The organism is uncultured Psychrosphaera sp. (assembly GCF_947500655.1).
In the GTDB taxonomy this organism is placed as follows: Bacteria; Pseudomonadota; Gammaproteobacteria; order Enterobacterales; family Alteromonadaceae; genus Psychrosphaera.
Map to the genome: position 1 here is coordinate 13109 of NZ_CANMSK010000026.1, position 20951 is coordinate 34059.

Sequence of the window (20951 nt, forward strand, 5' to 3'; positions counted from 1 at the left end):
TAGAAGCGAATTTAAAGTTGTAGGTAAGTTTCGAGTTGAGCTACTTGCATAAAAAAGCAGAATCTAATGTAAATTGGATTCTACTTTTTTGTTTCTGTGTTGTCTTTTATTACTTAGGACGATTAAATTAACACTACTTCCCCAGCGCTATTTCTCTTTCTGTTTTTAAACCAATTACTTTTCTCATAATAATTGATGCTGGGCAAAAGCCTGTGAAGCTTTGTTGAAATAAGTTTGCACCAATAAATACCGTAAACCACATAAAGTTAGGGTGTACGTAAACAGTAAGAGCAACCGACACCAAAATCATAAATCCTGCAAATGCATTTAACGCTTTTTCTAACGACATATTCATACTCCAATAACTAAGACTAATAGCAAAAAATTAATAAAGCACACCATAAACGGCATGCACTAGAATTATCTAATGGACCTATACTACATTAGATTTTACTAATTTATAAATAACTTATATTAGCATTTTCTAAATTAATATAGTTTCTAGTTATATTGAATTAGAGATTACTAATATAAGGAGAGTGGTTTAGCAATTACTTGGAAGAATTAATTTAAATACAACAAAAGAAACGACTCTAATTTTTTATAAACAAATAAGCCAATTAATTAGAAACGAACACAGAATCGCATTTTAAGTGCCGGTCCTTGTTATTTACGGAGATAGCTCAGACTCTGCTCCCATTGGTTGTGTTATTTAATCTCTAGTATTCTCAGCTGCTTTTCTCAGAGTATTAACAGGAACAACACATATAAATATGAAAAAAAGAAATGAACTGACATCAAGCAACATTCCATTATTTAAGATGATTGGCCCAACTTCACCATACAAAAACATTCGATAATGAAACACACCACACAGTGCAATTATCAATAAAAACACAAGTGACTCTTTTTTGGTAGAGCTGCCAACTTTTTGAGCAGATTTTACTAATCCAAAGCACAGAAGGATTGATATTACTATATATGCGTAAATCATTATCCTTTACCCCTCCCATAAGTATCTACTGTATAACATGTCCATATGTGTCCTTGTTCTAAATGTCACCAAACTTCTCACTTTAACTTTTTATTTGTCATTTATTTTTGCAAAAAACTACAATGAGCGATTTTAAAATTAAACTGTCTTAATTCTTCCGGCTCTTTATCTAAATTTAACCTGCACTCTTCAATAATGTGCTTTATGCTATTACCACATAATTTTTTATAAATTAGTCCGTATAAATATATAACCCCAATGTTATCTTCCGAGAATAGCTTAGGTCGAATGAGCAAAACCATAGACTTTTTAAAATCATTTAAAATATCTTGTTCCATAGAGCTAAATTTATGAAGTTCGTCTTTAAATATTTTTGTAAACTTTTCATTATCACTATTATTTTTTAATACAGAGAACGTATTTCCCTCTATAATGACCGAGCTAGTTGTGAGCATAATAGCCGCAATTTTTTTTATCGCAGGAATATCTACAGAGTTGCTCATCACAGAATGATGTAATACTCCAAACTTGATCGTTGGGTATGCCTGATTTGGTTGCTTTATAAGAGTAACTCCTATATTTATTTCATCTTTTGAGCCTTTGATATAAACCTCGACGCCTTGACAAGCTCCAAGTTTAATAAACCCTTGTTCATGTAAGTTTTCTCTACATTGAGCCAGAATAGAGTGTGCCATATTTTATACCCATTATTTTGTAACTAGTCTAAGTAAACGAACATTAGTAGGGCCTACATTTCCACCAAAAGGCCCACTCAAGCTAAAAAAGCCACTAGTTTGAATACTCCGGTCTATCGATATTTGTCTCGAAGTTGAGCGCGAAGTATTTACTTTAACTTCAACAAACTCCCAAGGGGGAATTAGAATCACGATTAAAAGGTTAATAAGGACGAATACCTATTTTGGTTTATATAATTCCCAAGCGTCATTTTTCCTAATGAAACCAACATTTGTTATTGGATAGGCAAGGTTATTCGTATTATCACTAATAATCTCAGATACTCTTTTCAAACCGTCTAAATCTTCAGAGCCTGTAATGAGTACCGTATCTCTTGCAGGCATGTGGAGTACGATATCACCTTGAACGGGGAATATTTTTTTGTCCCAAAGACTATCCACAATAAAAAACGACGCTTCATAATTACCATCAGCTATTAACATAGATAAGCCAGCAGGATCACCTTTTACACTTAGCCCTGCAAACTCGCGCTTGAGATTTTCTATTGATAAAGGAAGTAAGTCAGTTTCTTCCAATTCGAGTTTTATAAGATCTTTTTTGCTAAGAAAGCGCATAGAACTTTCAGTATCTAAAGCAAAAACCAAATACAGCACATCATTAAGTTTTTTATAAAGAAAAGGCATTTCTTTATCTTCGTGTTTTTCTCTCACCATTGAGCTTATCTGTAAAATATAGTTTTTGTCTTTAATAACCGGGAATATCCGATTTCTATCAATATCCTTTGATAATTCCAATACAGTCTCAACCAAAGAATTGCTATATACATCTAATATAGAGCTCAAATCTTCAGGATTAGCTCTGTATTTCAAATATGCATTATGCAAATTTGAACGTTGTTGAATGCCTGACTTTGTTTCATATTCAATATTTAAACTTGTTATTTTCTTTATTGATAAGCCTGTGCTTTTATTTTGAACAACTGCTATATATCTATCAGTAAATTCATCTTCTGAAATATACTCTTTAGCAAAAGAGTTTTGCCCAAAAACAAGAATTAAAACAATTAACAAATATTTCATATCTTCTCCAAAACATCACGATAAAGGCTATACGAGAGCCAGCCACTTTCACGAAAATCGCCCCTAATAAATTCACTGGATTAGTATTTTAATGAACCCTGCCCTGTTTTATTCATGATGCTAAATGTCAAAAATTATATTGAGCAGAAAAGTTAATTGAATTAATAGTTCTGCCAAAAGAATCTAGACCCGTAACGCCATCATTTTCACTAAGAGGGCCATCATTTAACTCGTAATGAAAGCTAAGCTGGTGAGTTTTCAACTTGAAAGAATAGGTGATATTGGGAGTATTTACATAAGTATAATTTATCCCAACAGTGCCAAACAAGCTAAATGGATCATTACTTGTTGTGTTTATTGTTTTACCTTCAACATTAAACTTTTCACTATAGATTGTATTGTGAATACCTAAACCTAGAGTTAATTCAACGCCAGTATTATCTATAGGTAAAATACCATAAGTTGTTACTCCTACAGATTCTATTTCTACGTGATCTAAAACTGAGTTGTCATTGTCATATTTACCCCAATTAGTATATTGCAACTCAATAGAGATATAACGGTTAGGTTTAAAGCCTGCAAAAACATCCTTGCTTACGGAGCTTCGTTCTGAGCTATCATCGGTATAAAAAGCGTTTCCAATACCTAAACCGGCATACCAATTATTACGTTCAACTTCTTCTGCTAAAGATAAGCAACTGACAAAAAAAGTAGTGATGGTCAGTAATAATTTCATTTAATGTTCCTAAAAAAGTTATATATTTTTATATCGAATATATGTCATGTGTAATTTGTGTTAAAAGCTAATCAAGGTCAAGTGAAATCAAATTATAGCGCCGTTAATATACTAAAAATGTATCACTATCGTTTTGTTATTATTCATATAATATATTAAAGTGACTCAATAAAAGTACCTTCACTTACCATAAAAGGACGTCCTAGGATTAAAATGAGTATTATAAAAAAAAGTCTAACGGCTATAATTTGTTGTTTTATTTTATCCAGTTGCATAGATGAGCATGTCACCTATATAGGAGATGTCGCTACAATCACTCCTAATTATTATGCATTTGCGGCAATTAAAACTGATGGGTCAGTTGTTGCTTGGGGTGAGCGTTCCTATGGAGGTGATATATCTAATGTTAGTCACAAGTTAAAAACAAATGTTAGTCAAATTTTTTCTACCAAATCAGCTTTCGCTGCCCTTAAAAACGATGGCTCTGTGGTTACTTGGGGTGACTCTGACAGTGGTGGTACCGCTGAATTTTATACTTATGCTGAAAACTCTAACAGTAACGATAATTCTGAAATATTTCTGACTTCTGTAGCAGATAAATTAACAAATAATATTACCTATATTTATAGTAATGCAGCTGCATTTGCGGCTTTAAAAAATGATGGTTCAGTGGTGACATGGGGAAGTTTGAATTCTGGTGGTGGTAGCACTATAAATGGAAGAGACTCTGTTGCTGCAAAGCTTACTAATAATGTCACTAAAATATATTCTACCCTTCATGCTTTCGCTGCATTAAAAAGTGATGGTTCCGTTGTTACTTGGGGTGATAGTAGTTATGGAGGTAGCTCCCCTTCTAATTTGTTAAGTGGAAATGTTATTGATATCTATACTAATGAAAATGTTTTTGTTGCTTTAAAATCTGACGGCTCAGTCGTTACTTGGGGAAATGCTGAGAATGGTGGAGATAAAGGCATCTACAGTTATATCAATAATGAGACAATATTATCAGGTGATGTTACAAACGAGTTATCAAGTAATATTGTTAATATTTTATCAACAAATAAATTTTTTGCCGCTGTGAAAACAGATGGTTCCGTTATTTTTTGGGGAACTGTTGGCGATATTGCAGAGGTTGCAGATCAGTTAATTAACGATGTTAGTAATGTATATGCCTTTGAATATGCTTTTGCCGCATTAAAGACAGATGGCTCAGCTGTTTTTTGGAAAAATTCAAAAACCGAGTATTATTATGCAACTGAAGAAGACATTGATTTTGTAGAAAACGCTTCAAGTATACTTGGTAATGACATAGTAGATATTTACTCGACTAATGAATTCTACTTTCGAGATTTTACGGTTTTAAAAGCAGATGGTAGCCTTTTCACTTGGGGAAATTATAACTTGAGTGAAGCCGATGAAGCCATTATCAATGATAACGATATAGGTATTAATAAAATTTCACACTATGTTACTAGTCCCTATACTGATATGGATGACTATGTCGCTTTAAAAAGTGATGGCTCTGTTATTACTTGGGATAGTAATTCAGTAGGCTTTCAAGATGCTGAAATGGCAAATTTTCTAGCAAGCGGTGTCGTAGAGATATATTCAAACAATAATCTTTTTGTTGCTTTAAAAGAAAATGGTTTAGCGATTACTTGGATGGATTAATTTAAATACAACAAGGACACCCACTCTAATTTTCAAAAACAAATAAGTCAATTGAGTAGCAACGAACCGCAGGTTCGCGTTTTTGCTTTAAAGTCTCCATCACAAAATTACTTTGTTAGATATTGTTTTTGATGAAATTCGAAGCATGGATGCTGAGAAAGGACTATTTGTTCACATCAATAATACAGATGGGTGTCTGCATTATACCTTTATCAACTACCTCGATTATCTGGTGACTAAACGCTTTTTATTTCTTTCCTTCCAATAGTTTTGTAATGTTGCTTTCTTGTACTTACCCTTTTTACTTACATTTCCTTCTAGGTGGAATATCAATGATAGCGAATCGACTAATTATAGCGGTGTCCATGTGCCTTTTGGCCGTCACAGCTCATGTTAATGCCAACACAAGTAATACCGACTCTATGTGGCCTGGTACAACGTACGACGCCAAAATACCAACGTTTAAGCAAGTGCTCGGCTACGATGTTGGCGAACGCATTGCTAACCACCAAGAAATGCGTCGTTATTTTGACGCCTTACAAAAAGCGGCTCCAGATCGTATGAAACTGTTTAACTACGCCACCAGCTGGGAAGGACGACAGCTAATATATGTAGTAATTGGTAAAGCTGAGAATATAAAAGCCTTAGATGATATTACCGCCCAAACTCAAGCTTTAGCGGACCCAAGAGTTACCAGTAAAAAACAAGCAGATAAGATCATTAAAAATCTTCCTGCGTCTGTCTGGTTACAACATGCCGTGCATGGCAATGAAATAAGTACAACAGATGCTGCCATGTTTACCGCTTATCATTTATTGGCAGCGCAGAATCAAAGCACCAATAAAAACATCCTCGACAACACGCTAGTATTTATTGACCCGTTACAAAATCCAGATGGACGCGAGCGTTTTGTCTCTCGTTATTACGCTACCGCAGGCATGCAACACAGTGCCGACAGATTAAGTGCCGAACATAACGAGCCTTGGCCACGAGGACGTGTAAACCATTATTTTTTTGATATGAACCGAGATTGGCTGGCGCTAACTCAACCTGAGACTCAAGGCAAAGTGAGTGCCATCAATAAACACAAACCTCAGGTAGTGATTGATTTGCATGAAATGGGGGGCGATCAGTCATTTTATTTTGCTCCAGCGGCACAACCGTTCAATCCATTTATGACTAAAACGCAAATAGACAACATGGATGCAATTGGTCGTAACCATGCTAAGCACTTTGATAAATTTGGACACGACTATTTTACTCGTGAGATTTTTGATGCCTTTTACCCAGGATATGGTGACAGCTGGCCGGTATTTTATGGTGCGTCTGCCTCCACTTATGAAGTAGGTTCTTCTCGTGGCCATTTATTTGAAAAGAAAACTGGCGACACTCTTACATACCTTAACACTGTTCAAAAAAACTTTATTGCAGCTATCTCTACCGCAGAAGGTACAGCCAATGCCCGTAAGAAAATACTTTCTGACTTTTATCAATATCAGCGTAATGCAATTGCAGCAGGTAAAAAGAGTGAAGAAAGAGTGTACATTATGCCAAGCGACAAAAACCGTGAAGGCAACCATAGATTAGCAACATTAATGGCTAAACATGGCGTTGAGGTTCAACAGGCCACCGCTAACTTTAAAGCTTGCGGCGTAAATTATAAAGCAGGTAGTTACTTTATTGATACTGCACAGCCACGCGGTTTGTTTGTTAAAACAACCTTTACTGATCAAGTTGATATTGATGAAGACTTTATTAAAGAGCAAGAAAGACGAAGAGCTCGCAATTTAAATGATCAAATTTACGATGTAACGGGTTGGTCGTTGCCTAAAATGTTTAATGTCGACACCCAAACCTGTGATGATCAAATTAAAGTTGCCAGCAATAAAGTAAATCAAGAACAACACTTAGTTGGTAAGGTTATTAATCCAAATGCTAGCGTAGCTTATTTGGTAGCTTGGGGCGATATGGCTTCAGCAAGATTTTTAACCGCAGCATTACAAGCTGGCATTAACTTAAAAAGTGCCGATGAAGCTTTTGTTCTTAACGGTAAGTCAAGTTATCCAGCTGGCAGCTTAGTGATTGAAACACGCTTAAATGACGATACTTTACTAACAAAGATTAACAACATAGCCAAACAGACTGGCGCTATTGTTGAAGGCGTTAACACCAGCTGGGTAACTGAAGGCCCAAGCTTTGGAAGCGGAAAATCAGTTCCCATGATAGCTCCAAAAATTGCAATTGCTTGGGATACTCCAACGTCTGAGCTAAGTGCCGGTAACACCCGTTTTGTGATTGAACGTCAACTTGGCTACCCTGTCACGGCTATTCGTACACCAGTGCTGGCATGGGCAGATTTAAGTGACTATCAAGTTCTTATTTTACCAGAGGGGAACTATCAAAGAGCATTAGGCAAGTCTGGTGCAGAAAACCTAAAACGTTGGGTGCAAAACGGCGGTACATTAATAGCCTTAGGCAGCGCTAACCGTTTTACCTCCAATGCTGAATATGGCTTGTTAGACATTAAACGTGAAAACGCATTCCGCAAAGATAAACCAAGCTCAGATGATGATAGTGAAAACAAGGTAGCAGGACAGTTATTTAAGTCTCAAAGCGATTTAGCTAAATCAATTATTGAAGATGAAACCTCCCCTGACTATGTAGCTGGAGTGCTGGCAAATATTGAAGTAGATCAAGAACATTGGCTCACTGCGGGTGTAGACAAACAGTTAGTTACCGTTGCCTACGGTAGAGATATTTACACGCCAATCACATTAAACTCTGGCAAAAATTTAGCTTGGTTTGCAGCAAAAGATGAAGTGCTAGCAAGCGGTTATTTGTGGGAACAAAATAAAGCGCAACTGGCTTATAAACCACTGTTGGTTCATCAACCTCAAGGTAAAGGCATGGTCATTGGTTTCACTCAATCACCAACCTACCGCGCTTACTTAGAAGGCATGAACCTGCTATTAACCAATACCATTTTCCGTGCAGCTGCTCATGCACAAAGTGGCAGAAATAACTAACAACACATTAGCCATTCAATTCTGTCCCGTGCATTAGTTGCCTAATGCACAGGACATTTAAAGTGAACACCGCATTAAAGTGGCTGTCCATTTTATCTTATTAACTTATTTTGCTGGTTGAGGTAGCTTTTTCCCTCGAAGTAAATTATGACAAATGACCCAAAAATCAACTTTTTTTACTTTCCCCAAACGACCTTCTAATGGGTAAGCACTCTCAGTATGGAACCTCATTTTCCCTCGCTCTTTCCAAACCCTATAAACAACTTGATAATCGACCACTGAGCCATCGCTTCTAGATATTTTACAACTACAATACCTACTATAACCTCCGTGGTAACAGAATTGTTCTGGCAAGGTTTTAACTATCTCAGGTAAATTCTTAGATAATTCAAAACGGATCTCATCAAAAACTCTTTCATCTGATGGATAAGGGTAAATAAACGCAGGCTCAACGTTTTCAGTCTGTTTTATACTTCGAGTAAATACATGATGTGAGAAGGTGAAATAGAGGGTATAACTTTCGTTACGTTTAGGATGGGTAAATATATGTTTGCAAGCATTTAAGTGATCAAGATTATATTCTTCATCAGAAAAATTGAAGCTTTTCCATTGTTGAACTTCATAATCAGGAAGATTAAATAGTTTCTTTTTTGCCATTCAACGACTTTATCCTTTAGCCAGAAATAACAAAGGCTCCATCTAGGGAGCCTTCGCCAAGATAAATCTTGGATTCAGAACGTCATTACCGGGCACAGCCTCGACCTCATAGAGGTTACGTGATGTCATGTAAATAACATGTCTGCTACATCAATAACAAAAAGTATACTTAAGTAAGCACAAAGATCAACCGTTCTTTAAAGTTATTATAAAACCTTAGTTTTGAAATAACGATAGCGTGCACTCTAAACATACAAGCGGGAGGCTCTTTTATTTAGCTAACCTTACAGGATTGTTTTTGGGTTTAATTTAAACCTGACCCGTTTTGTTTTTATTTCTCCAAAAGCAAAAATTCCCAACAAAGCAACACTAGCTAAATTCTACCTTCTTAAGTTTAATTTAACCCTGACCCGTTTTGTTTTAGTTGTCATAACCAAACATCAGTGCTAACGTTTGTACACACACCATAGATTTAAGGTAAGTTCTAATGGATGCACGTATTCAATTTAGAGTTGATGAAGAAACGAAACGTTTAGCGCAATTAATGGCAGAAAGCCAAGGGCGTACTTTAAGTGACGCATGCCGAGAGTTAACAGAAAGCTTAGCCGCTGAGCAACGAAAGTCTATGAGTCACGACACATGGTTGTTAGAAGAAGTAAACGCAGCATTTGAAAAGTTTGATGCTGGTGAAGCTAACTTTGTTGAGCATAATGATGCTAAAAATCAAATGGAAGCTAGAAAGATGAAGATCAGGAACAAATGATACTTTGGGAAGAACAATCATTAAATGATAGAGAAAAGATATTTGAATTCCTATACCACTTCAATCCCATAGCGGCTGAGAAAACAGACCAAATAATTGAGTCAAAAGTAGAAAACTCATTTGAACAGCCTTTAATGGGCGTTAAAAGAGAGTTATTTAAAGGACGCTTATTAATCATTCCCGAAGTATCTATGATCATATCTTATTTGGTTGACGGTAAAAATATCCAAGTCATGCGCGTTTTACACCAAAAGCAAAAATTCCCAGCAAAGCAACACTAGCTCAATTCTAACTTCTTAAGTTAATTTAACAGTGGCCTGTTTTATTCTGTTCGGCAGTTTTTAACACAATAAAGCAACTCCAGTTAACAGGCGGAGCCTACTTATTTGAGACACTTTAATTTGTGGGGATCGTACAGGTTCTGACCCCATTGATTTATCTAACACCAAATTGAGGTTTTAGGTACTTCATTGAAGTTAAGTCTAGCTTGATTCGAAAACTAGGTAAGCTATTACAATCAACTACAAATGATATAAAACCCTGATTATACTCTTGAACCCACGCAACCTTACTTTGATACTTACAAACACTCCCTTTGTAATCAGGGTGAACAAATACGGGAATATCATTAACTTTAATGCCTTCCATATCAAAAATTTCACCAAGACACTGATCAAAATAACAATATTTAGAAAATAAGCACAATATCACTTCCCTCTCTGGAACATGAAAATAGTGATTATCAGCCAATATAGGTGTAAACTGAATATCTTTTCGCGTCCCTTTTAAATCTAGCCAATTCTCACCATTATATGCAACTCTACCCATAACTTACTCTCTCTAATTTAATCTATAGGTAAATCAAGTGTTCTGACCCCATTGATTATGAATAAAAGTGGCTGTCCATTTTATTTCATTAAGTTAATTTAACCATGACCCGTTTTATTCGAATGGGTGTCTCTTTCATTTCTTTTTATTATTTTAACAATGTAATTTTTTGAGTTTCTTTTAATGTAAGATACTTTTAAACAACGCCCGTTAATAATAACTCCATCATTAAAATGTCTATTGGCGAAATACCACTCACTCGTAGCTATATCGTTATAATTGAATCGAACACCTTCAATTTTAAAACTTTCGTCTCTACTATTTACTTTCTTAGTTTCATAATCCTCAATACACCCACTTATTGAATGTACATTTCCGCTAGCTATTAAATTAGTAACTTCACTATATTTATTATAATGACTTACTTTTCCTATTAAGATAAATAAGGCTAACAAAGCCAGCATAAGCGTTACTGTTTTTTCAGGCAATGAAACCACCTTAAAAAACAAAATTCTAAATTTGGGGGAAATCTTTATAAATACCAGTAAAAAAACAATTAAAAAAGCAACAAAAAAACCTTCTAATGGAAATGAAATATTACTTTCAAAGTACACTTGTTTCATCAGAATCACCCTAAGTTAAAAACAATCAAGAGGCGTAGTAGTTACTTCCATAAAACCAGCTCCATCTTCATAGTTAAATCCATAAGATGTTAAAATATAACATGAACACCTACTCTAATTTATTTAAATTAACTCTGACCCGTTTTATTATATTTTATACAGATGTTTTAAATCGGGAGGAAAAGCAAAGCAAAAGCTAAAAACAACAAAGCCCAATAGCTAACGCTACTGGGCTTTTATCTGGTTTAATTTGACACTGACCCGTTTTATTACTCACAGTTTTTGGGCCCAAATCGAGTACCTACATCTAATGTCCAACATTCAGGTTTATTTGTAACATCTACTAAAGCTGGACGCCAAATACCATCACTATGATTTGTTATTGACCTAATAATATACTTTCTACCTTTTTCTACATCTATGCTTAACTCAACAGAACCAAAAGATTTATTAGCTCCATTAAAATAGCTCACCTGCAAGCTATGCTTACCTGAGGTAAACTCTATTTCGTACTCATTAGTGAAGCCTCCACTTGGAAATATGTCATAGCTATGATCATCATCGATTGCTTCGATTCGAATAAAAGCTACCGGCTTTACTAATGCTACCTTATTCACTGATGGAGAATTATAAGTTTTTACAATTATTGGCTTACTTGTTGAAGAACAACCAACTAAAAATACAGCTAATAAAGTGAACCTTAAATTTAACACAAAAACATCCTTAAATTACCTAGAAAATAACGTGTACACTCACTATAACTTATTTAAATTAAACCTGACCCGTTTTATTTTAATTGTCATAACCAAACATCAGTGCTAACGTTTGTGCACACACCATAGATTTAAGGTAAGTTCTAATGGATGCTCGTATTCAATTTAGAATTGATGAAGAAACGAAACGTTTAGCGCAATTAATGGCAGAAAGCCAAGGACGTACTTTAAGTGACGCATGCCGAGAGCTAACAGAAAGCTTAGCCGCTGAACAACGCAAGTCTATGAGTCACGACACATGGTTGTTAGAAGAAGTAAGCGCTGCATTTGAAAAGCTTGATGCTGGTGAAGCTAACTTTGTTGAGCATAATGATGCTAAAAACCAAATGGAAGCTAGAAAGATGAAGATCAGGAACAAATGATACTTTGGGAAGAACAATCATTAAATGATCGAGAGAATATATTTGAATTCCTATACCACTTCAATCCCATAGCGGCTGAGAAAACAGACCAAATCATTGAGTCAAAAGTAGAAAGCTTATTTGAACAGCCTTTAATGGGCGTTAAAAGAGAATTATTTAAAGGACGATTATTAATTATTCCCGAAGTATCTATGATCGTATCTTATTTGGTTGACGGTAAAAATATCCGAGTCATGCGCGTTTTACACCAAAAACAAAAGTTCCCAGCAAAGCAACACTAGCTAAATTCTACCTTTTTAATTTAACCCTGATCCGTTTTATTACAACTTATACTCTTTATCAAAGATGTTATAGCTTTAGCTACCTCTTGTTCTAAAGAGTGAATTTTTTTTAGTTTAAATAAGTTTTCTTTTGTTGGTTCTTGACCCATTTTATGAGTTAACCGAAGACGACTCGATAGCACTTCTAATAAAGAATCATATTTTTTATAAAGTTGAAAATAGAGTTTTTTACTTTCCACATCATCTAGTTTTCTTAAGCAATACATTAACTTTGTTGAAACAATTTCTGATGCAGTTAATGTATTCAACTGCGTTATTATATAACTTTGAATTTCGTTGTTATATTCAAGTTCAACAGCAAAGTCTAATGACTTATTATTTTGATAAAGAGCAACAACAGAAACTATTATTGCGACTACCGATAACATTGCAGTAATTGTCTCATTTAACTTCATAACTATCCTTTATCCCATTTAAATTAACTCTGATCAGTTTTATTCGTTTGCTTTTTTAACCTTATAAATCTTTTATATCAGCATACAGCTGGTAAAGCCTATGAGCAGACATATCTAAAATGGGTTCGTACATAAATGAATTAAGGTGAATGTTCTCTGGAGTCATTAGGTTTACTTGATCAAGCAATGCTTTGGTTGTTAGTTCGCTTGGAAACAACTCACAATACTTATTGAATAGTTTTCTGGTTTGATCTTTGGCGATTGCCAAAGTGAATTCACTATCGTTAATTTGGCTTATCATAAATTCCTCAGCTTTTAGTCGAATAGCGATGGCTAATATCACCTTATTTTCTAATTCTATTGAATCTGTATTACCTTGCAATAACTCTTCGCTTTTATCATATATCATATCTTTTAATATATTTTCTTGATTTGGTAATACTAAGTCTCGTTGATCTGCAAAGATACCTTTATAGATGTTTTGAAGGTGAGATACCTTAATATCGCTAGTATCTGGCTTTATGTGAAGCAATGAGGTTAACGTTGTGTAGTGCGCCTTATGACCACAGTAATCAGCTATATTTCTTGCAAATGGAATACTTGCTAGTAAATAGCCGACATTACTTGATAGCTCTTGTTTCCATGCTGAAAAGACATCGTTTTGATACCTTTCTTGAGTGATTTCTGTTTTATCAACACTACGGTTCGCCATTAATCTGTTATTACGTTTAACACCTACTCGGCTACTGATTATTCGGTGGAAGTCAAAATTATGAGTAAGTGAAAATAGATGAAATTTATCTACTCCAGCAATCTCTTGTAGATATTCAACAATGGCGTATTTGTTTTTATAATTGAATGAATCAGCAATATCATCAATCACAATTAACGTAGGTGATGGCTGTTCTTTTTTTATTTGAATTGCAAATAGTACATTGAGGATATACCTTGCTCTTTTCTCTCCCTGACTTAAAACTTTTATTAAGCTTTCTTCGTTAACTTTCTGTGGATTATCTCTACCATCATTAAATTCATACTCTACATTCGGTGCTTGGCCATTTAGAATTACTTCATCTTGATTCTTCACACTTAATTTGAAAGGAACTGTAAAGCGCTCATTAAATGTATCAACTACAGTTTCCCATAAAGTTTGTTCTGCTTTTGCTTGTTGAATAATGCTTTCAACCATTGCTTGGTTACTTTTGTATGTTATTACTAAGTCATCCCATAAACTTTGTTGTGCTTGTAAGTAACTTTTAATAACCACTTTTTTGAATTGTGGAATATCTTTATAGTCAGTAAGTAACTCTTGGTTATCTGTAATAAAATTCCGAAATGCAGCTGTATCTTTTGTATTTAACTTATTATCTATTTTGGCAAACTTCTGTTTTAGATCATAGCTATTAAGTACTTTATCTTGCTCAGCTTGTAAAATCTCATTTAGCTCTTCTAAATTTTTAGCTAACTTAAGCTCACCATCTACTGAGATATTGACACTGTGTTTCGCCTGAAAAAAATCTGTATCGCCAAGGCTTTTAGAGACAGTCCCTGCTTTTTGATGATTGAAGCTCTTTGTTAAAACGGTTGATTGTTCGATAAGTTTATCGTACGTATCAACATAATCTGATAATTCTTTTGCAAAGTCACCTTTAGCAATTACCTCTAACACTTTATCGTTAAACAAATCACCAAACTTATAATCTGTATACCTACTGTAATCAGGAAGTTTTTCCTGCTGTAACTTTACGAGTAACTCTAAGAATTCTTTTTCGGGCTTATCAAAAATTTCACAAATTAATTTAGGGAAAGCATTGATAGCAACGCCTTTTTTACCAGCTAGCTTTGCTATTGCTTTAACAAGCGCTGTGCGCTTTTCATCAACTTCTTTTAATGCAGTGTCATATTGTTTTTTCAACGTATCATTTACTAGAAGGGTTGATAGTTGCTTAGAGCTATAACTTTCATTGTATGACTCTATCACCATTATTTGTTCAGGAGTGATAGCCACATTATCAATGGTGATATCTCTTTTAGTCACACGGTCAGGAAAGATTAAATCTTTGGTTTCTTCTTCATTGGCGACGTCGGTAAATGTTTTAGCAAGTGACGTTTTTAGTGTGCCGTTTGGTGCGTATAGTGAATTTACACCATCGTTACCTACTGATTTTGTAAAATTAAACTCTTTATTTAACTGATTTATGCCATAGCAATTTTCTAGGGATAATTTAAGTTTCATTCGTTTCCTTGTTATCAGCTATTAAAGCTGTTCCTTTAATATAACGCGAACACTCACTTTAATTTTCAAAAACAAATAAGTCAATTGATTAGCAGCGAACCTCAGGTTCGTGCTCTTCCTTTTCCTCTCCTCACAAAATCACTTTGTTAAATATTATTTTTTATAAAATTCGAAGCATGGATGCTGAGAAAGGATTGGTTGTCAGGGACGATTTTCCAATCCTTTTTTATAAACAAAAATAACTATTTAATGAAGTATTAGATTTTGTTTGGAAGCGGCCTTTTTGGGTTACGTTTTTGGGCTGTTGCAAAAAGGTAACTCGCCGAGAGGCGAAACCTTAGAGTTCATATAAATACGATAACAAAGTTAATACATCAAATATAAAACAAAGCTCGTGCCTTTTTGGCTGTTGAAAAAGGTATAGTTCACTTCATGGATGAAGGGATGTCATCAATACAGGGATGTTTATTTGATGACCGCCGAGAGGCGAAACCTTAGAGTTCAACTGAACTCGATGTAGCAGTCATAACATAAAACAAAACCCTCGCCTTTTTGGCTATTGCCAAAAGGTATTGTCGAGTACATGGATGTACTCGCTTAGGTTGTGTCGGGAACTGACAACCTGCCACTTCATGGATGAAGGGATGCCATCAATACAGGGATGTATTATTGATGACCACCATGGATGTACTCGCTTAGGTTGTCTATCTATTGATAAAAGCTAAAACTGAAAACCTGCACCGCTAAGGTTGCTCCTTAACGTTCATCTAAATTGCTTGTATTAGCAGTACAATTAAAGCTATTAACATAATCAATTTAAATTATTATACTACGAAATTACTTCGCTCGACATATAAAGTATGAAGCTACCAGTATAAAAGTAGAGGGTACTCCTATGAAAAAATACGTTAAACTTAAAAACGAAGCTCCTCCTCCTTGATAAGTTAGAGAGCTATAATACTCTATTAGAAAATAGCAAAAAAGAAATGGAGTAATTGCAAATATAGATAAAAATTTAAGCTGATTTTTTGATTTAAATTTTGTGACCAAAAAACCAAGAACGGCACTAAAAACATAAGATAAAATATAAATCATACTACCCTCCTAATGTTGATATAGATGTCATTACACAATTTTTGTGCATATTTATTTAACGTGGACACCCACTCTAATTTCAACAAACATATAAGTCAATTGATTAGCAGCGAACCGCAGGTTCGTGCTTTTCGCTCTGCTTTACCTCCCGATTCAAATATCTGTACTACTTCTATCCATAAGAGAATACCTTTCTCAAATCGGTCGGGCATGGATGCCCGATTGAGGATTAGATATTTGGTGACGGGCGGCGCTCTGTTTCATTATAAGAGCCGGTTACGTTTTTTGGCTGTTGAAAAAGGTATAGTTCACTTCATGGATGAAGGGATGTCATCAATACAGGGATGTTTATTTGATGACCGCCGAGGGGCGAAACCTTAACGCTCAGAAAAACTATGATAAGAAAAAAGCTAAGGGTTTAATGTATAAAGCCAACTAGCTTTTGATCTTAAAAAATACCTTCTTATGAAGGTATCATCCATAACATTAAGCCGAAACCTTCCCCCCTCGCCTCTTTAACATAATAACAATGGCAGAAATGATAATTTGTAACGCACCGTAAAGTAGAACGGTAAAAAGAACCATATCGCCAATCGTATTGGCACTTCCAACAATAACAGGGAACATTGATGCCTTTATCATTACACCCAAATTAACATTACGCACAATAACTTCCATTTCTATTGCGGTACTATCACTGTTTGAAAGACCCAGCAGTTTCAACATTAACCATGTGAAACAAAGTAACGTGATTATAAAGATACTAACTAACAACATATTATCAGTGCCGTAAGCGTTTATATCTAAACGCCCTGCACTAGCAGAGCCAACCACAATTAAAATGATGCCAATAAGAGAAAGTCGAATGCTCCATGCAGATATCCAACTGGCGTGATTGCTAATGTAGCGTAAAATCAACATGCCGATAATGAGAGGAAGAAGCAGAATGAAAGTAATGTCTCTAATGATTTGATCAGCAGGCATACTAAAGTTGTCTGGTAAATACTCTGTGATCAATAACCCCAAAATCAATGGCGTTGTTATTAAACAAGCAAGGGTTGTTAATCCAGTAATTGAAATGGAAAGCGGCACATTGCCTTTCGCTAAATAGGTAAAGATATTAGATGTTGTTCCCCCTGGAATAGCGGCTAATAAAGCGATACCAATAGCAACGCCTGCAGATACATCTGTAAAGTAAATAAAACCAAAGGCCAATAATGGAATGATAACTAATTGTAGTACTACGCCAATACCAACCGACTTAGGTTCCCGTGCGACATCTTTAAAATCATTAAACGTTAACGTAGCCCCCATTCCTAACATCGCGAAGAAAAGCTGTATTGCAGCAAACCAATATTCATATTGAATATATATTTGACCCATAAAATATCCTTTAAAATTAAAATCTTATACTAATTAGATTAAGTATTTATTTTGCCATTAACAATACGGCTATAACGTGGACAGACACTCTAACGTCAACTTTTAGTCCTATAAACTCAGTGAGTGAGAATTAGGCATTAAGGTAGCTACTCTTTTATTCTTTATAACGGCTTCATTAAGCAAACTCTAGCAAGTTCACGTTTTACCTTGATTCCAAACCAATTGGTAAAGATCTTTTGATATGTGTAGTATCTTCCTCGTATTAATCAATAATACAACTTACTAATATATAGGAATTTTTATGATAAAACGCTATTTTAATTTCTGCATCGGGCTATTAATGCTTGTCGGCAGTAATACAGCAGAGTCTAATGATGTCATTAGCACTGCTACTAGCGTTACATCAGGTGATGTAACATTCCATTTTGCTAACAGTTACTCAGTGGGCCAATTTTTGGATGGCCAATGGTGGGTACACAACAATGGTGAAGATGTCGTAATCACATCTATCACACCAGACTCTTTTAACGACGACGGCCGTATACGTAACGGTGCTGAAATTAATCCTCTGAATGAAAGTACGCAAGGATTTGATAGCCTGAATGAAACTGGCGTCAATACAGATATGATTTATCTCGCTAGTAAAAACGTTGACCCAGGTGCTACTGGTGAAATGTTAACTATATCTGCTGGCAATTCAGTCGTTAAAGCGATTTCTAGAGTGGAGAATGCCCGCCGCCCACTTATTAACCAAGCTGCAATATTGACAGTACTTGGTTCAACTCCGGCTGATAATTCATTTCGTCCTGCTTACGTTGGCACTGATAAAACCATTGTTGCTACTTTGGATGATTTAAATTATGACGTTTTAGGTAAATTTGAACCGTTAGAAAGCACGCCCAATATCAGTACCTATGTGCCATATATGGAAGGTGTTTGGTTAGACCATAATACAGAATGGACACAAGGTGATATTCACCCTGAAGCATCAATGCCAAACTATGGTCGTGAAATTTCAAAAATCACCAGCCTTGTTGGTATGCAATTACAACTTAATTACACTGATGCACAAAAGCAAGATGCATTAGTTGCGATGGTACAATATGCCATTGATATTTATGGTGTGTTACAGCAAGACCCTATTAGCGAAAAAGAAAATTACTACTGGTATAACAATGCCGCTAATAATCAAGGCCGTAAATTACCTTTGTTAATTGGTGGCCTAGTACTTGACCACGAAGGTATGTTGGATGCAGTTGATGCAAAATTTGGCGACAACTTATTATTCCAAGAAGACCAACAAACGTTTTATGTCACCGAAGAAGAAATTGAAATTACGGCAGAGAACAGTAGTGAAACTCAAGTCGATTATACTGAAAGCGATTTAGGTACCGCTGGTTGGGCTGTAAGAGCTTGGGATCAACCTAGTACTCTTAATGCAGATTGGAGTGCTAAATACAGAACATGGACAGGTAATGCCTCTGTGGTGACTGCATTAGCCGTCATGATGATGGATGCAACAGAAGAGTGGAATTGGCCTGCGTTTTTCGCTTATTCAGACCGTTATTTCTCAATAGAAGGCGAAGGTGTTTCCGATGCTTTATCTGGAAACTCTATCCATACTTCAGCTGCTAATTTATGGAACGCGTACCGAGACCAATTAACAACTTGTTTATGTCAAAAACCAGAGCCTATTCCTGAACCTTATGATCCTAACAGTGTGAAATCTGGTGATATCACTTTCCATTTTGCAGAGCATTATGAAACAGGACAGTTTGTAGATGGTCAGTGGTGGGTTCATAACAATGGTGAAGACGTTGTTATTACATCAATTACACCAGACTCATTTAATGATGATGGACGCATTAGAAATGGTGCTGAAATAAATCCATTAAATGAAGCAGAACAAGGCTTTGATGGCCTTAGAGATCTAGATGTCGTTAATACTGATATGGCTTACGATGCGACAAAAAATGTTGATCCAGGTAATACAGGACAAGCATTAGTTTTATCTGCTGGAAATTCAGTGATAAAAGCAATCTCTAGAGAGGAAGATGAACAACGCCCATTCATTACTCAAGCTGCAATATTAACAATATTGAGTGAAACGCCACCAGCTAATTCATTCCGTCCTGCTTATGTTGGAACTGATAAAAGCATCCCTGCAACATTAGACGATTTAAACTATAACGTACTTGGTACATATCCTCGTTTGGATACTACGCCGGATATTAGTGAATATGTTCCTTATATTGAAGGCGTTTGGTTAGACCATGTGACCGAGTGGGTGCAACGTGAAGTTCATCCAACATCGTCAATGCCTTTATACGGCCGTGAACTTGGGAAATTAACAAGTATTGTTGGGTTACAGCTACAACTTGATTACACAAATGCTGAAAAACAAGCTGCGTTAATTGCAACGGTACAATACGCCATTGATCTTTATGGTGTGTTAGGCAATGGTCCAATAAACGGGAAAGAAGGCTATTATTGGTATAACAGTGGTGGACATAACCAAGGCCGTAAATTACCTCTGTTAATTGGTGGTTTAGTGCTTAATCATTCTGGAATGTTAGCGGCAGTAAATGCTGAAAATGGCAATAATTTATTGTTTTCAGAAGATCAGCAAACTTTTTATGTTAGCCAAACTGAGATAGATCGCACTGTTGCTGATGATGACGAAGATCAAGTGGATTACACAACAGCAGATATCGGTTTAGCTGAATGGGGAATTCGTTATTGGGATGGCCCAGCAAACTACTTAAATGCTGATTGGGGTTCTAGATACCGCACAGTGACAGGCAATGTTTACGTTGTTACATCATTGGCAGTAAGAATGATGAACGCGAAAGAACAATGGGGCTGGCCTGCCATGTTTGATTATTCAGACCGTTACTTCTCAATTCAAGGTGAAGGCGTATCTGATAGTCTCTTTGGTAATAGTATTGATACATCCGCTGCAGAATTATGGAATACTTATCGAAATCAGTTAGGTACAAATATTTATGAACCTAGCGTTGATGAATAAGATATTAAAAGTACATTCTAGAAATGGAAATTAATCCTTTATATTAGTTATAAAGGTGTATGTACAAAACAAAACGGAGCTTAATAGCTCCGTTTTTTTATGCTTTAAACATCCATTTTATTGCACTTAATTTAATAATGATTATGAGCTGGTCAATACCCCATTATGATAATCATCGAGTGCTTGATTAATTTCTTCAAAAGTATTCATGACCAATATAACGTGGACATCCACTCTAATTTATTTATGTAATGAAATAATCTCT

At 35.4% G+C, this 20951-nt stretch carries 18 protein-coding genes; 7 read left to right on the plus strand and 11 right to left on the minus strand.

The window, feature by feature from the left end; genetic code table 11:
• Nucleotides 1-133: 133 nt before the first annotated feature.
• The 4 genes from Q0940_RS16345 to Q0940_RS16360 all read right to left on the minus strand — a co-directional run bounded on the left by Q0940_RS16345 (nt 134) and on the right by Q0940_RS16360 (nt 3505).
• A complete protein-coding gene (locus Q0940_RS16345) occupies nt 134-349 on the minus strand; it encodes a DUF2892 domain-containing protein (RefSeq protein ID WP_299270901.1) in 216 nt (71 codons plus the stop codon).
• A 746-nt stretch (nt 350-1095) separates the two neighbouring features.
• A complete protein-coding gene (locus tag Q0940_RS16350) occupies nt 1096-1689 on the minus strand; it encodes a hypothetical protein (protein WP_299270903.1) in 594 nt (197 codons plus the stop codon).
• Between the two features lie 219 nt (nt 1690-1908).
• Nucleotides 1909-2769: a DUF1444 family protein gene (locus Q0940_RS16355; RefSeq protein WP_299270905.1), complete on the minus strand. Its 861-nt coding sequence runs from the start codon at nt 2767-2769 to the stop codon at nt 1909-1911.
• A 127-nt stretch (nt 2770-2896) separates the two neighbouring features.
• The gene (locus tag Q0940_RS16360; RefSeq protein WP_299270907.1) at nt 2897-3505 is read right to left on the minus strand and encodes an outer membrane beta-barrel protein; all 609 of its coding nucleotides are present in this window, start codon (nt 3503-3505) and stop codon (nt 2897-2899) included.
• A 213-nt stretch (nt 3506-3718) separates the two neighbouring features.
• Between Q0940_RS16360 and Q0940_RS16365 the strand changes: the two genes are divergently transcribed.
• Nucleotides 3719-5176: a hypothetical protein gene (locus tag Q0940_RS16365; protein WP_299270909.1), complete on the plus strand. Its 1458-nt coding sequence runs from the start codon at nt 3719-3721 to the stop codon at nt 5174-5176.
• Between the two features lie 332 nt (nt 5177-5508).
• On the plus strand, nt 5509-8202 hold the full coding sequence (locus Q0940_RS16370; RefSeq protein ID WP_299270910.1) for a M14 family metallopeptidase: 2694 nt from the start codon (nt 5509-5511) through the stop codon (nt 8200-8202).
• Nucleotides 8203-8307: 105 nt separating this feature from the next.
• On the opposite strand, the gene Q0940_RS16375 is transcribed toward Q0940_RS16370, so the two are convergent.
• Nucleotides 8308-8859: a heat-shock protein gene (locus tag Q0940_RS16375; RefSeq protein WP_299270913.1), complete on the minus strand. Its 552-nt coding sequence runs from the start codon at nt 8857-8859 to the stop codon at nt 8308-8310.
• 487 nt (nt 8860-9346) lie between these two features.
• Here Q0940_RS16375 and Q0940_RS16380 point away from each other — a divergent pair, with 487 nt between their 5' ends.
• Both Q0940_RS16380 and Q0940_RS16385 read left to right on the plus strand, forming a co-directional pair.
• Nucleotides 9347-9622: a damage-inducible protein J gene (locus Q0940_RS16380; RefSeq protein ID WP_299270915.1), complete on the plus strand. Its 276-nt coding sequence runs from the start codon at nt 9347-9349 to the stop codon at nt 9620-9622.
• Nucleotides 9619-9903, plus strand: coding sequence for a type II toxin-antitoxin system RelE/ParE family toxin (locus Q0940_RS16385; protein WP_299270917.1), 285 nt, complete (start codon nt 9619-9621; stop codon nt 9901-9903). The genes Q0940_RS16380 and Q0940_RS16385 overlap by 4 nt, the downstream gene beginning before the upstream one ends.
• A 154-nt stretch (nt 9904-10057) precedes the next feature.
• Here the strand turns inward: Q0940_RS16385 and Q0940_RS16390 are convergent, their stop codons facing one another.
• The 3 genes from Q0940_RS16390 to Q0940_RS16400 form a co-directional block, all read right to left on the minus strand.
• Complete coding sequence (locus Q0940_RS16390) at nt 10058-10450, minus strand: hypothetical protein (protein WP_299270919.1); 393 nt, start codon at nt 10448-10450, stop codon at nt 10058-10060.
• Between the two features lie 98 nt (nt 10451-10548).
• The gene (locus Q0940_RS16395) at nt 10549-11073 is read right to left on the minus strand and encodes a hypothetical protein (RefSeq protein WP_299270920.1); all 525 of its coding nucleotides are present in this window, start codon (nt 11071-11073) and stop codon (nt 10549-10551) included.
• Between the two features lie 269 nt (nt 11074-11342).
• Nucleotides 11343-11786, minus strand: coding sequence for a hypothetical protein (locus tag Q0940_RS16400; RefSeq protein WP_299270922.1), 444 nt, complete (start codon nt 11784-11786; stop codon nt 11343-11345).
• Between the two features lie 146 nt (nt 11787-11932).
• Here Q0940_RS16400 and Q0940_RS16405 point away from each other — a divergent pair, with 146 nt between their 5' ends.
• Nucleotides 11933-12208, plus strand: coding sequence for a type II toxin-antitoxin system RelB/DinJ family antitoxin (locus tag Q0940_RS16405; protein ID WP_299270924.1), 276 nt, complete (start codon nt 11933-11935; stop codon nt 12206-12208).
• The gene (locus Q0940_RS16410) at nt 12205-12489 is read left to right on the plus strand and encodes a type II toxin-antitoxin system RelE/ParE family toxin (RefSeq protein ID WP_299270925.1); all 285 of its coding nucleotides are present in this window, start codon (nt 12205-12207) and stop codon (nt 12487-12489) included. Before Q0940_RS16405 ends, Q0940_RS16410 begins: the two co-directional genes overlap by 4 nt.
• Before the next feature lie 20 nt (nt 12490-12509).
• On the opposite strand, the gene Q0940_RS16415 is transcribed toward Q0940_RS16410, so the two are convergent.
• From Q0940_RS16415 to Q0940_RS16425, 3 genes are all read right to left on the minus strand, one after another.
• Complete coding sequence (locus Q0940_RS16415) at nt 12510-12944, minus strand: hypothetical protein (RefSeq protein ID WP_299270927.1); 435 nt, start codon at nt 12942-12944, stop codon at nt 12510-12512.
• A 61-nt stretch (nt 12945-13005) separates the two neighbouring features.
• Complete coding sequence (locus Q0940_RS16420; protein WP_299270929.1) at nt 13006-15180, minus strand: hypothetical protein; 2175 nt, start codon at nt 15178-15180, stop codon at nt 13006-13008.
• Nucleotides 15181-16761: 1581 nt separating this feature from the next.
• Nucleotides 16762-17658, minus strand: coding sequence for a bile acid:sodium symporter family protein (locus tag Q0940_RS16425; protein ID WP_299270931.1), 897 nt, complete (start codon nt 17656-17658; stop codon nt 16762-16764).
• A gap of 301 nt (nt 17659-17959) precedes the next feature.
• Between Q0940_RS16425 and Q0940_RS16430 the strand changes: the two genes are divergently transcribed.
• Nucleotides 17960-20686 (plus strand): hypothetical protein, encoded by a 2727-nt coding sequence (locus tag Q0940_RS16430; protein ID WP_299270934.1) that lies wholly within the window; start codon nt 17960-17962, stop codon nt 20684-20686.
• Nucleotides 20687-20951: the final 265 nt, after the last annotated feature.